Source organism: Lacticaseibacillus boliensis (genome assembly GCF_054784775.1).
The window spans coordinates 94,079-106,341 of the sequence record NZ_BAAIHN010000005.1; the positions used below are offsets into that span (position 1 = coordinate 94,079).

16 protein-coding genes and 1 pseudogene are annotated in these 12,263 nt (G+C 53.1%); 8 read left to right on the top strand and 9 right to left on the bottom strand.

Annotated features, from left to right (window positions below; translation table 11 throughout):
• Window positions 1–17 precede the first annotated feature (17 nt).
• The 5 genes from dhaK (at window position 18) to ACYVRB_RS03870 (ending at window position 3,953) form a co-directional block, all read left to right on the top strand.
• Window positions 18–1,013: a dihydroxyacetone kinase subunit DhaK gene (dhaK, locus tag ACYVRB_RS03850; protein ID WP_461213675.1), complete on the top strand. Its 996-nt coding sequence runs from the start codon at window positions 18–20 to the stop codon at window positions 1,011–1,013.
• 394 nt (window positions 1,014–1,407) lie between these two features.
• Window positions 1,408–1,989: a dihydroxyacetone kinase subunit DhaL gene (gene dhaL / locus ACYVRB_RS03855; protein ID WP_461213676.1), complete on the top strand. Its 582-nt coding sequence runs from the start codon at window positions 1,408–1,410 to the stop codon at window positions 1,987–1,989.
• A complete protein-coding gene (gene dhaM, locus ACYVRB_RS03860; protein WP_461213678.1) occupies window positions 1,986–2,354 on the top strand; it encodes a dihydroxyacetone kinase phosphoryl donor subunit DhaM in 369 nt (122 codons plus the stop codon). The genes dhaL and dhaM overlap by 4 nt, the downstream gene beginning before the upstream one ends.
• A gap of 388 nt (window positions 2,355–2,742) precedes the next feature.
• Window positions 2,743–3,228 carry a hypothetical protein gene (locus tag ACYVRB_RS03865; RefSeq protein WP_461213680.1) on the top strand — a complete coding sequence of 162 codons (486 nt, stop codon included), beginning with the start codon at window positions 2,743–2,745 and terminating at the stop codon, window positions 3,226–3,228.
• A 29-nt stretch (window positions 3,229–3,257) separates the two neighbouring features.
• On the top strand, window positions 3,258–3,953 hold the full coding sequence (locus ACYVRB_RS03870; RefSeq protein ID WP_461213681.1) for an RNA-guided endonuclease TnpB family protein: 696 nt from the start codon (window positions 3,258–3,260) through the stop codon (window positions 3,951–3,953).
• 263 nt (window positions 3,954–4,216) lie between these two features.
• On the opposite strand, the gene ACYVRB_RS03875 is transcribed toward ACYVRB_RS03870, so the two are convergent.
• From ACYVRB_RS03875 to ndk, 3 genes are all read right to left on the bottom strand, one after another.
• Complete coding sequence (locus ACYVRB_RS03875; protein ID WP_461213682.1) at window positions 4,217–5,014, bottom strand: hypothetical protein; 798 nt, start codon at window positions 5,012–5,014, stop codon at window positions 4,217–4,219.
• Between the two features lie 23 nt (window positions 5,015–5,037).
• On the bottom strand, window positions 5,038–5,688 hold the full coding sequence (locus ACYVRB_RS03880) for a hypothetical protein (protein WP_461213683.1): 651 nt from the start codon (window positions 5,686–5,688) through the stop codon (window positions 5,038–5,040).
• Between the two features lie 370 nt (window positions 5,689–6,058).
• Window positions 6,059–6,481 carry a nucleoside-diphosphate kinase gene (ndk, locus tag ACYVRB_RS03885; RefSeq protein ID WP_461213685.1) on the bottom strand — a complete coding sequence of 141 codons (423 nt, stop codon included), beginning with the start codon at window positions 6,479–6,481 and terminating at the stop codon, window positions 6,059–6,061.
• A 357-nt stretch (window positions 6,482–6,838) separates the two neighbouring features.
• Here ndk and ACYVRB_RS03890 point away from each other — a divergent pair, with 357 nt between their 5' ends.
• Together ACYVRB_RS03890 and ACYVRB_RS03895 are read left to right on the top strand one after the other, a co-directional pair.
• The gene (locus ACYVRB_RS03890) at window positions 6,839–7,597 is read left to right on the top strand and encodes a hypothetical protein (RefSeq protein WP_461213686.1); all 759 of its coding nucleotides are present in this window, start codon (window positions 6,839–6,841) and stop codon (window positions 7,595–7,597) included.
• 219 nt (window positions 7,598–7,816) lie between these two features.
• A complete protein-coding gene (locus tag ACYVRB_RS03895) occupies window positions 7,817–8,323 on the top strand; it encodes a sigma-70 family RNA polymerase sigma factor (protein ID WP_461213687.1) in 507 nt (168 codons plus the stop codon).
• Window positions 8,324–8,374: 51 nt separating this feature from the next.
• On the opposite strand, the gene ACYVRB_RS03900 is transcribed toward ACYVRB_RS03895, so the two are convergent.
• The 5 genes and pseudogenes from ACYVRB_RS03900 to ACYVRB_RS03920 all read right to left on the bottom strand — a co-directional run bounded on the left by ACYVRB_RS03900 (window position 8,375) and on the right by ACYVRB_RS03920 (window position 10,063).
• Complete coding sequence (locus ACYVRB_RS03900; protein ID WP_461213688.1) at window positions 8,375–8,614, bottom strand: hypothetical protein; 240 nt, start codon at window positions 8,612–8,614, stop codon at window positions 8,375–8,377.
• Window positions 8,615–8,766: 152 nt separating this feature from the next.
• Window positions 8,767–9,345: pseudogene (locus ACYVRB_RS03905) on the bottom strand (GH25 family lysozyme); the annotation flags it as partial.
• 19 nt (window positions 9,346–9,364) lie between these two features.
• Complete coding sequence (locus ACYVRB_RS03910; RefSeq protein WP_461213690.1) at window positions 9,365–9,523, bottom strand: YvrJ family protein; 159 nt, start codon at window positions 9,521–9,523, stop codon at window positions 9,365–9,367.
• Window positions 9,524–9,588: 65 nt separating this feature from the next.
• A complete protein-coding gene (locus tag ACYVRB_RS03915; RefSeq protein WP_461213692.1) occupies window positions 9,589–9,819 on the bottom strand; it encodes a DUF2922 family protein in 231 nt (76 codons plus the stop codon).
• Between the two features lie 31 nt (window positions 9,820–9,850).
• On the bottom strand, window positions 9,851–10,063 hold the full coding sequence (locus ACYVRB_RS03920) for a hypothetical protein (RefSeq protein WP_461213694.1): 213 nt from the start codon (window positions 10,061–10,063) through the stop codon (window positions 9,851–9,853).
• A 500-nt stretch (window positions 10,064–10,563) separates the two neighbouring features.
• Here ACYVRB_RS03920 and ACYVRB_RS03925 point away from each other — a divergent pair, with 500 nt between their 5' ends.
• Window positions 10,564–10,941: an ASCH domain-containing protein gene (locus ACYVRB_RS03925; protein ID WP_461213695.1), complete on the top strand. Its 378-nt coding sequence runs from the start codon at window positions 10,564–10,566 to the stop codon at window positions 10,939–10,941.
• Between the two features lie 108 nt (window positions 10,942–11,049).
• Here the strand turns inward: ACYVRB_RS03925 and ACYVRB_RS03930 are convergent, their stop codons facing one another.
• Window positions 11,050–12,081, bottom strand: a complete 1,032-nt coding sequence (locus tag ACYVRB_RS03930) for a LacI family DNA-binding transcriptional regulator (RefSeq protein ID WP_461213697.1) — start codon at window positions 12,079–12,081, stop codon at window positions 11,050–11,052.
• Between the last annotated feature and the right edge of the window lie 182 nt (window positions 12,082–12,263).

Consider the following 12,263-nt stretch of genomic DNA (forward strand, 5'->3'; position numbering starts at 1 on the left):
CGAAAGGACGTGTTATTGTGAAGAAAATCATCAACGCACCTGATCAGGTTGTGCCGGAAATGGTCCGTGGCTTGGTCCGGGCGTATCCGCAATATCTCAAGCAGATCCCTGACACCACGGCAATGGTTCGCAGCGATGAGGACTCGATGCAAGGCAAGGTCGGGCTGATCAGCGGCGGTGGTAGCGGGCACGAACCCGCCCACGCCGGCTATGTGGGCAAGGGGATGCTGTCAGCCGCAGTCGCCGGACAAGTCTTCACGTCACCGACGCCAGACCAGATCTACGCGGCGATCAAGGCCGCTGACCACGGCAAAGGGGTCTTCATGGTCATCAAGAATTATTCCGGTGACGTGATGAACTTCGACATGGCCAAAGACATGGCGGAGCTCGATGATATCGCCGTTGCCAGCATCGTCGTGGATGACGACATCGCGGTGGAAAACAGTCTCTACACGCAAGGCCGCCGCGGCGTGGCCGGCACGGTGTTGATGCACAAGATCTTAGGCGCTGCGGCTGACCTTGGCGCGTCGCTGGAAGAAATCGAAGCCTTGGCCAAAAGTGTCATGCCACATCTCAAGACCCTGGCTGTGGCGCTGTCTGCGGCGACGGTTCCGGAATCCGGTAAGCCAGGCTTTACGCTGGCGGAAGACGAAATCGAATACGGCGTGGGCATCCACAGTGAACCGGGATACCGGCGGGAGAAACTGCGGCCGTCCAAAGACTTGGCGCAGGAACTTTTTGCCAAGCTCGATGACGCCTTCACTTTCGACGCCAACAAGCAATACGCCGTGTTGATCAATGGCATGGGCGCGACGCCGCTGATGGAGCAGTACATCTTCACCAATGACGTGCTCGACGACTTCGAGGCCAAAAACATCAAGCCGGTGTTCACGAAGGTGGGCAACTATATGACTTCCATCGACATGGCCGGACTTTCACTGACAGTGCTGGAACTGGCAGATCCCAAGTGGCTGGAATATTTGAACTATCCAGTGGAAACGATTGGCTGGTAACCAGAGCGGAACGGTGCGGGTTTAGCGGGTCAGCATGGCAGTTAGGCTCCGCCGGGCGGGGCTGGAACGGTGTGGCGCCGGCTTCAACCCGCTTCGCGGTTTTACGCCTAAGAATTGAGCCGCACGAAGCGTTGCTTCATGCGCGTCTCGATTCTTGCGCGGACTGGTTTTGCCAGTCCCGCCACGCCTGAGCCCGCCCAGCTCCGCCTAACTGCCTCCATCCTGCGTATTCGGTGAGGATTTTCACATCGGTTTACGTGGGATGGGTTTGAGGCTAACTGCGGGGCAGTGGATGGCGTTTCGTGATTTCTCGATAGTGGAGAAAGAACTTGCTGGCTTTTTTGGACGTATTCTAGCGATCAATAACCAAAAAAATTGTGATTCAGAAAGGAACATGCATATGGCAGAAGCATTAACCAAGTGGCTGACTGGCTGGACCAAGCGGATTCAGGACAATCAGGCTTATCTCAGTGAATTGGACACACCGATCGGGGATGCCGATCACGGCGGCAACATGGCGCGTGGCGCTGCGGCAATCGATACCGCGCTGGCGGGGTTGCCCGCTGACGCTGACGCGATGGCGACGTTTAAGGCCGTGGCGATGGCGCTGATCTCTAAGGTCGGCGGTGCGTCTGGACCGCTGTATGGGACTGCTTTTTTGGAGATGGCCAAGGCCGCCAAAACGACTCAAGACGTCAACGAGTGGTTGGATGCCGCGCTGGCCGGGATCTTGAAGCGCGGTGGCGCGACGGTCGGTGACAAAACGATGGTGGATGTCTGGACGCCGCTGGTCGGGGCCTACCATGCCGGCAAGCTCGACCAACAGGCAATCGATGCCGCGGTTAACGCGACGGCACCGCTGGTCGCACACAAAGGTCGCGCGTCGTATCTGGGCGATCGCTCGGTCGGCCATATCGATCCCGGGGCGATGTCTAGCGGGTACCTTTTCTCAGCATTGATGGAGGCAGGGGTATGAGCTTAGGAATCGTGATCGTGTCGCATGTGCCGGAGATCGCCAACGGGGTCTCGCGCCTGCTCGCGCAGATCGCCAAGGACGTGCCGATTACCCAAGCCGGCGGTACCGATGAAGGCGGCGTTGGCACCAGTATGGAAAAGATCCAGGCGGCGTTTGCCAACAATGCCGCCACAGAACTGCTGGCATTTTATGATCTCGGCAGTGCCAAGATGAATCTGGAGATGGCGATGGAGTTCGCGGACAAGCCGGTGCATCTGTACGATGTCGCGCTGGTCGAAGGCGCGTACACCGCAACGACGCTGGCGGCCGCAGACGTGGCGTTGCCGGATATCGAAAAGCAGTTAGAACCGTTGAAGATCAAGTGAGCGTGGGGAGCCTTCCGAGTCGGGAGGCTTCTTTTCGTGGGATGAACAAAACAGCCGCTTCCTGAGAAAGGAAACGACTGTTTTGCAGCAATACTAAAACTTTGGCGAGTTTCATTGGTGGATTGAGTGTATCAAGTTTGATCAAAATATACAAGTGCTTTGAAGATGATGTTGGCATTATTCATGAAACGCAACTGAAATCATCAGTATCGATACATTTATATCAAATACAATAGTAATAGCTTTCACTTAATTTCTGAATGCGTCTAATGGAAAATTTCTGATTGCAATTTGACGAAAGATACCTGGCTATTTCCAAATTTATCCCGTAGCTTAATGTCTTTACATAGGAACGTATGTTTGATATAATTTCATTGGAGGGATAGCCATGGAACAAGCCATCACCCTAAAGTTGCGCATTACACTCACTATAGCTGAGACCCAGTTGTTACAGGAGACTATGTTGCAGTTTGCATCTGGCTGTCAGTTGGTTTCACAGTATATTTTCAATCACGAATTTGTCCTTGATCAACATGCCTTGCACGAGGCACTGTATCATCAGTTGCGCGCAGAATTTGGACTAAAAGCTCAGATGGCGCAATCTGCAATTCGTCACGTTGTCGGCAATTACAAGGCTGTTCAGACACAGATGAAGTCCCAACCATACGCATTCAAGGATCGATATACAGGTCAGTGGACGTGTTGTCCGCGCGACCTCACTTGGTTGCGGCGACCATTACAGTACCGTAAACCGCAACTCAAGTTAGTGCGCAACCGGGACTGGTCGTGGTTACAAGAACGTCGCCTGTCGCTCAACACCTTGACGAAACGCATCCGCGTCACACCACACGTACAGGGCTTTGAACAATACTGACTGCTGATTGGCAACTTGGTGTTGGAACGTTGATTCGCACCGGTGGACGTTATTTCTTGCATATTGCGGCCACTAGGGAAGTTCCTACTGTTGACCGGACGCAGTTTGAGGCTGTTGTTGGCATTGATCGAGGGTTGCGCTTTGTGCTAGTCACCCATGACACTGCTGGGCAAACCAACTTTGTTTCTGGCAAAGCAATTGCGAATAGGCGAGCTAAGTACCACCGTATTCGTCAAGAGCTACAACTCAAGAACACGCAATCCGCCAAACGGCGCTTACGACGACTATCAGGACGAGAGAACCGCTGGATGAGTGATGTGAATCATTGCTTGTCAAAGACACTCGTCTCGAAAGCGTTACCTAAAGCACTATTTGTGGTTGAGGACCTCACAGGCGTTCGCCAACAATCCAGATGCCAAGCTCAGGCACGAAGAGAACTCCATTCTTGGGCTTTTTTTGAGCTAGAACAAGATCTTCGATACAAGGCGGCCTTAGCAGGCCACACAGTTGTTGCCGTCTCTGCCCGATACACTAGCCAACGGTGCCCAAATTGTGGGCGAATCGATAAGACCCAGCGTGATTACCTGCGACACAAGTATCGTTGCGATTCCTGTGCTTACCAGAGTAATGATGACCGGATTGCGGCAATGAATCTTGTAACTCTGGGACAACTGTATATGAATGGTGACGACCACCCACGCTTTACTAAAGAAGTTATTGGGTAAACCTGATAACTGACGGGCATTGTCAGCTGTCCGACGATGCAGCCGCGATTAGTGGGAGCCTGAAAGGTATTGGACCACTGTGTCAATGACACGCGAGCTGCAAGCCACCGAATTTATTCAGTGGTAGCTGACTGCGATTAAGTAGTTTGCACTACTAAACTAAGATAAGCTAGCCACTGAGCTTTAGTCGGTTGCATTCCCGTGCTCATTTGCACGGGTTTTTCTATGTCGTCAGGATAACATGTCCTGGCACAAGCCGGGCATTACCCTCGTATCCGCTCTAGATGGGCCTTCAGCGCTGTCATCGCGTCGTAATTATAGTCCGCAATGTCGCTACCGTCGCTCATGAAGCCGGCGACGCGGCGGCGGTCGCTGCGCCAAGCATTGTACATGGATTCCGCCTGTTTCTGGATGACCGAAAGTGAATAGCTGTCCTCGCCTAACATCATCCGCGGCCCCATTTTGGCGATCAGATAATTGATGTCGTCACCAAGCAACTGCGGCTGGTACGGATTCGCCATCGCCTCTGCATAGGCAGCTTCTGGCAGTAGTTGAGGATCGACGTGTTCAACGATGTCAGCCAGCTCGTCTTCGCGGTGCCGCCAGCACACGAAGCGGTCGTCGTCCATGTGAAAAAAGCCGGTCGCTTCCAGCACCCGCATGATGTTGTCGGCTTCCGCGTAGCGTGCCGGCGCAGTCTCACCAAGGATCGCGGCTTGCTTGTCTGCAACGGTCACTGCAAATGAGTTCGTGTTTTGCACCCGCCAATCGCGGATCTGGGTTAATGTTGTCGCAATGGTCGTCGACGGCAGTACGAAGGCGGCAAACTCGAAGCGCGTTATGCCGTAAGCGTCGTGCAGGAGCCGGAAGTCGTCAAGAAATGGCCGGTGGCCGGCTTCTTGGTACTTCAGTAACTGATGCAGGAGTTGGACCTGCCACGGCATGATCGCGCGCTCTCTTATCCCAAGCGCGTTTAGCACGACCGCTTCTGCAGGTTGTGGCTGTTCTCGCAGTAGCGCGACCTTGAAGCTGAAATCGATGGGAAGGGTTGGAAAAGTCATCTTATCCTCCTATAAGGCATGGTTTAGTTCGAGTAAGGTTGGATCGTGATCGTCGGCCAAACATCGCCGTCCCACAGATAATAATCGGCCTCAAATCCCGGCAACCACAGACTGCCGTGGATTTCCGGTCGCTCCCAGGTGTCGGGCGCGAAGCAATACGGCGTGTGATTTTCGCGCAGGCATGTGACAAATTCCTTGAAGTCACGGTATTCACTGACAAAAAGGGTGTCGTCCACAGGCGTCGGCAGGCGCTTGCCTAACAACTCGTGCAGCCACCAGTCGTAATACCCTTTGGGATCGATGGGGCCATCGGCGATCATGTCTTGATAATCGTCCGTGTCCGTGAGCAACTCGCCGGTGGAAAGGACGTGGACTTGACTGAGATCGTAGTCAGGATCGTCTTCCCAGCCTGGCGTATCGGTGTCGTCGAGCCAGTTGACGAAGCTGGTCAGCGCCATTTTGGCGTCGTCATTGTCAAAGTTGAGTTTTTCATCATCCTGGGGCAGAAACCAGATGTCACGTTGGAGCTGGTCGACAGAAGGAATGCGCAGCGGTTGGAAGTTGCCCAGCACCTGCATCTGTTCGAGAAGCGGCCAGGTTTCTTCAGGTACGTCGGGCATGGGAATGCCCAGCGCGGCGTATCGCATTTGATAGTGTTGTTTGATCGTTGGCATCTCAACACCTCCTATGCTTAGTAGTTTACGCCGCTTTCATGACAACATATGTCAGTTGTGAGGGTAATTTTGAGATATTTATTGAGGGATGCAAAAAGCCGCTACCTGTTGCGAAGGTAGCGGCTCCGGTGATGATGTGTCATCTTTCGATTCTGTGTTATTGTAGCATGTTGGGACTTGGATGGTAACGATCAAATCTGTCTGCCAGGTATGGGCAGACGTGGGAACCTGATCTTGTTCCGCTCTGGTTTGGCGTCGAGCTCCGTGGCGCAACGGAGGGCTGTCTAAGCTGTCCCGGTCACGCACGGCTTTGCCGCACGCACCCAGGCCATCTTAGACTCCCTCCTAAGTACGCGCCACTGCGCTCTGGTTATAGTTCTGGGAACCAGACTTTGATTTCCTTTTCTGCGCTTTCGACAGAATCGGAGGAGTGGACGACGTTGTAGATTGCGTCTGCGTCCCAGGCGCGGCCGTAGTCGCCGCGGATGGTACCAGGCAAGGCGTCTTCTGGGTTGGTCGGACCGGTCATCTTGCGGAAGGATTCCACGACGTCGACGCCGGTGGCAACGATGGCGACCATGGGGCCGGACATCATGAACTTTTCAACGGCAGGGTAGTATGGCTTGCCCACTAACTTGGCGTAGTGTTGGGCAAGCTGTTCCTTGCTGGCGTTGACGACTTTCAGCGCGGTGATGGTGAAGCGCCGGCGCTCGAGGCGGGCGATCACGTCGCCGATGTGGCCGCTGGCAACGCCGTCAGGCTTGACTAGAATTAAGGTACGTTGATCTGGCATATGTGTTCCTCCTAGGTGCTATCGTGTAGCTTCTCTTCTAGTTTACATGGATGGGGTTCTCGATGCCAGGTGTTTGCTGAAAATAACTTAGAAGTAAATCTGCGATTGGCAGCGAATATGGCTTGAATTAGAAAATAATCTATTTTGTTCAAATAAAATACGACATGAAAACGTCCTAGATTTATTCAAATATCTATCGATGTCGAGACAAAAAATTAGGTAGCTGGATTGAGGAGGGTCATAATAGAACCAATTAATACAAATGAATGGGAAGGGTGAAAGCCGATGATAATGCCTAGCGTTACCTTAACCCAAACCTGGTCAGGATTGCATTTACCGATCGGGAGCGCGTTATCCGTGCGAGACGCACATGGCCAAACGTCGAATTATCGGGTGTTTCCAGTCGAAGGGATCATTTTGTTGGCTGACCCGCTTTTAGCGTCTGGCATGTATATGTTGGATCTGGACCGCGGTGTGATCGGCCATCCGAAGCGTCCGGAGTTTTTGTGTGCCCAGACGGCGAAGTTTATGGCGCCTTACCAGATGTGGATCAATCAGGCAAAAGGTCGCGCCGATCAGCGTGAACAGCTGGCGATGCACATGCCTGGCGGTAAATTACCGTTGATCGCGGTGTCGATGTGCGGCATCTGGTTTCATGTCGGCAGCGGTGCGGAATCCATGTGGTTGTGTGCGACCTTGATGCAAGAGTTACACCACGTTGATGCCCACAGGTGTATCGCGGCGTTCAAATTCGAGCGCCATACCGCCACCGTCGAGATCTACCATCCCCATCTGAACTTTGCGATGATGAACCGGATCTGGCAGTATTGTCGCGAAGTCGACGATATTTTGTTGCCGGTGTGGCGTCGCATCCTCGTTGCCCTTGCCCCCAGTTTACTGAAGACGTCGCGCTTCAACACAGATCTGACGACAGTGGAATCATTGTTGGACGTGTGGCGGGAAGCGGTGGGAAAAGGCGACCCTGATCATCTCAAGCAACTCTTGATGGCGCGAATGAACAGCAATTTTGATATTGTCGGTAGCAATGCCCAGCTGATGCAAGAGTTGCTGGACTTGGCATTTGACGAGATTAATGAATCTGGAAAAATCGTCTGATTTGAGATTGCCGCAAAGCGCGTGCAAGCCTTGTCCTGACAGCGCCTGATTGGGCGTTCACCGCAGGATCGGGGTTGCGCCTGTCGCCAAGGCGTTTCCCGACGTTTTGCAACAATAGCCGCCAGCCACGCCTCTGCTGTATCCTGCCAGTATCCCGAGTGCTCAGGAAATACTGATGTCTGCTAAGCGGCCGCGATGCAGACCGGGAGACGACCAGATTTGACCGACGATGCATTGGAAGCCCTCGCCGCTAATCAAGGCGTAGTTTACGCCGCGCTGAAGCGGGCAGGGGTGTTGAGAAGCCACACCGACTATGACGACATGTGGATGGTCGGTGTGGCGCGCTATGTGCACTATTACCACGAGTTTGCCGCCAAGTATCACGGTTCGGATTTGAACCGGCTGATCGGCTGGCGGTTGCGTTACGACATTCAACACGCCCGCCAACGCGACAACCATCGCCATGAGATCGAAGACAAGGCGATCGCCAGAACACCGGCACTTTTGCCTCTACAAACCACAACAGACACGACAACCATCGAGGTGGCGGAGACGCTGACGGCGCTGTATCCACACTTGAAGCCGGTGGAGCAGGCCATCGTGCGCCTGCGCTACGAAGAAGGACTGAACAACCGTGAGCTCGCGGCACGCCTGCATCTTAGCCCGGCGCGAATTGGGCAGTACGCTAAGCACATCGCCGCGGTGTATAAGGAACTGAACCCATGAAAAAATCGCCTGTCATCTCGCGGATGGCAGGCGATTTTGTTCGGGGGGAGGTCAAGCCTGATCAGTTTTCTTTTCCTCTAGATACTGGAGTAATGCATCGACTGAGGCGAACGCCGGCGTGTCTTCGAGTTGGAACGTCTGGGGATCAGGTGCAAGGGGATGATTGGCGAAGAATTCCATCAATGCCAGCTTGCCTATTTTGCTGATCGACAGGCCGTAGACTGCTTTGTAATGGTTAATGGTGCGGCGTTGGGAGAGACTCAAGACGACATGGATTCGAGACGGGGACATGCCAGGCCTCCTTTCTGGGTTCGAAGTACGCACAACACTCCGGTTCATTGTCGAGCTTCAGGGTGCAACAGAGGACTGGCTAAGCTGTCTCGGTCACGCACCGGCACCCAAGCCGCCATAGACTTCCAGCAAAACCCGCCTCACGACACTTTGGTATATAATCCATGAAAATCGTAACTCATATCCACATGCAGCCCCTGAAAGTTGTTCGTGTACTGCCACGTGCCGACGTTGTCCACGCCGGGTTGGGTGGCGCCGTAGCGGGCGATCCAGCGGTTCTTGGCCAATAGGGTGGCGGGATTGAGGTAACCCGACCAGATCCAGCTGGCCATGGTGTAGAAGTCGACCTTACCAAAACCGGCCGCCTTGACCGCTGTCAGGAAGGTGTTGGTCAATGCCGTGAGATTGGCCTTGGGAAGGGCGGGGTCTTCGACGTCGGCGGCCAAGACTGAGGTGCCGTTGAGGCCTAAGGCACGGGCAGTTTGGGTGAAGTATTGCGCCTCGGCCTGGGCCTGGGCGGTATTTTGATAATGGGCGAAGTGGTAGCCGTGTGCGTGCATGCCGGCGTTCCAGGCGGCACGGATCTGGGCTTTGGCCTTGGGATTCTTGTACGTGGTGCCTTCAGTCAGCTTCACCACCACGGCTTTCACGCCGCGCTTGGCGAGGTCTGAGAAAAAAGCTTGGGTGTCTGGATTCCAGCTAGAGACATCTGCGACCAGTGCTGTTGCCATGAACGGGAATCTCCTTTCGTTACGCTGACTTTTTTAATTCGGCGCGGATCTCGGTGATGAGCGCCTGCACATCCGTGCTGAGTTGTTCGAGCCGCTTGTCGATCTTCGTCAGCAGGATCAAGGCGATCACGCCGCCGATGGCTTGGTCGACCAGACTGCCTAAGAATTGTGTGTCCATAAGCGTCATCTTCTTTCCTACCCGCTTGAGCCCTTGGCAATTGCCTGCGCCTCCCGCAATCGTGGTTAGCGCTCGGAAATCGTCTTGGTCTCAGTGGTGGTCAAAACGGCGTTGATGGGGGTCGTATACAAAGGCCCGGTGTCGTCGACGAATGCGCCTGTGGCGAGGATGATATCCATCGCCGCATTAGCCTTTTCGCTCGTCACTGTACCGTATAAGCCGTTGATCCGAAAGCTGTTGATCTCGCCGTTTGCACCTGCAAAGTTCAAGCTCAGGTCTTGGATGATGTTATCCATGATAATCACCTCCTTCTATCCGTCAATAGGGTCAGTCATCAGGCTCGGTGTCAATATTATCGATGCGGGTCACCCGCAGGTAGTTCGGTAGATCTTCGTCGAAGCTGTTGACAACATCCTGAATCGTCCGTGCCTGATCATCATTCAGCGATAAGCTGGCATTCGGGTACCGCCGGGTAATGATCGTCCCATTACTCCGGCGCGAAGACACCGACAGCGTATAACTCAAAACTGTACGTGCCATGGTTGCGTCCTCCTTCCTCCATAAAGTCTGTGAGGCTGGGCTCACATAGAATAGAAGCATTAACCAAGCTTAGAAGTAAAATTCGTCGTGATGAATATCGGCATCGCAAAGTTTTTAGTGAAATCCTGACTATCTTGTCATGCAGAATTTGCTATCCTATTTTTAGGCGCGATTGCGCCACCGGCTGTTTGGGTGACGGCCGGATCAAAGGGACGGACTTCCTTTCACACATGCCACCGCCTGCTAACAAGAGCGGGCGGTGGTTTTTTGCTTTGCGTAGCCTGACGCGCACATCTCAAGCGGCGTGCCGTATCTGTGGCGCAGCGATGCAGGCTCCGATCTGTATGGTTTAATGGACGCCCAGAAACTAGTCACAATCGAAGAAACCGGCAAGAACTCATGGGAGTATTCCATTATTAAAAGCGATGTTTCGGAAGCTTTTGAAATATTTTGGAAGCGCTAAATGCTATAATCTGGTTGAAGAGGATGGGGATGAGCTTATGAAGGCGATATCGATTCGACCGGATTATGTGATGGATATTCTTGTAGGCGAAAAAATGAGTGAGTTCAGGAGTTGGCCAACGTCACACCGTGGGGATCTGCTGATCTGTTCGACCGCGCAACACATACCGGGCACAATTCCAGGTCATGCTTTATGCGTGATTCAAATCGTTGATGTGGTGAAGCTGGGTCCTAAAAGCTATGAGTGGAAATTTGGAACAGATGGTTATTACATCCGACCGTTCAAGGTAAAAGGACGTCAGCGGCTGTTTAACGTTGATGATGATTTGATCATTAAACCAGAAGATTGCATAAATGAGTCCCAAGAAGAAGCGGATGCATGGGTGCACAAATATTACGATCCGTTATATGTATAACCGACTATAAATGTGCTGTCATCGTCGAGACTTTTGTATTAGGGTTTATCGCTAACAGAACATGTAAAAAAGGCAACTCTCGCGAGTTGCCTTTTTTATATTGCCAAATCACTTGCTATCCAACGCCGTTGCCAACTTCACCGAGTCCCCGGGCACCAGCGTGGTTGGGGAGATGATCGTGTGGCCTTGCATCTTGTCCGGATGTGACATCTTGTCGGTGATGGCATCGACGACGCGGGTGCTCCATTCAGTAAGTTCGGAGTCGATCGTGGTCAGCGCGGGCTGATAATAAGTCCCGGAAGTGGGGGAGTTATCGAAGCCGACGACGCTGATGTCTTCGCCTACCACCAGGCCCAACTCATTGGCGGCTTTGTAGACGCCATAGGCCATCATGTCATTGAGACAGAAGAAAAAGTCGTAGCGGCGCTTTTTCAACAGGTCTAGCGCGATCTCGTACGCGCGGGAAAATTCGAAGAAGCCGTCGTAAGTATTGGCAAGCACGTCGATGTCGGGATGGTGTTTGCGCAGATACGCGATGCACGCGTTCAGGCGTTGTTCCGAGTTGTACGAGCCGTGATCTTCGTTGTAGAAGTCCGCGGAGTGCCGGAAGAAACAGATCTTGTGATGGGCGGAGTGCTCGTAGTATTGCATCAAGGCGTCGATCGCCGGGGCGTTATCCAAGACCACGTTGTCGACGTTAGGCAAGTCGAGCTCATCAGCCATCAAGACGATGGGAATTTGGACGCGCTTGGCCAGCGCGTGCAGCTCGTCGCGGGGGATCGCGTGGTTCCAGAAGATTAGACCGTCGAACATCTGCGAGTCGATCAAATAGGCGTTGCTGTTGCCAATGACCACCAAGGCGTAGCCTTTGGCCAGCAACGCCATTCTGGTGTCGTCGATCAAGGTGCCGTTGAAGGCACTGTTGAATCTGTTAATGAGCATGCAGACGATCTTCGACTGGTGCGTCCGCAACCCTTGAGCCGCTATGTTTGGGCGATAATGCAGTTCAGTTGCAATGTTTTTGATTCTTTGACGCGTCTTGTCGCTGAGGGTACCGCCGCCATGCAAGGCGTAAGAGACAGTCGCAACAGAGACACCTGCACGCTTGGCGATATCGACCAGCCCGATTTTCTTTTTCATGGCCAAGTCACCTGATTAGTTAGAGTAAATGAGAAAAGCTGGCATTATTATACCATAGAAACGGGATGATGAGAATTTTGGATTTGCTATTGACAGCGCTTTTATGCGGATGTATAGTGTGCTTGTTCAAAGATAAACGTTTGATATTTACGGAAATAGGGGTAAAGTTCCTCTATATTTAT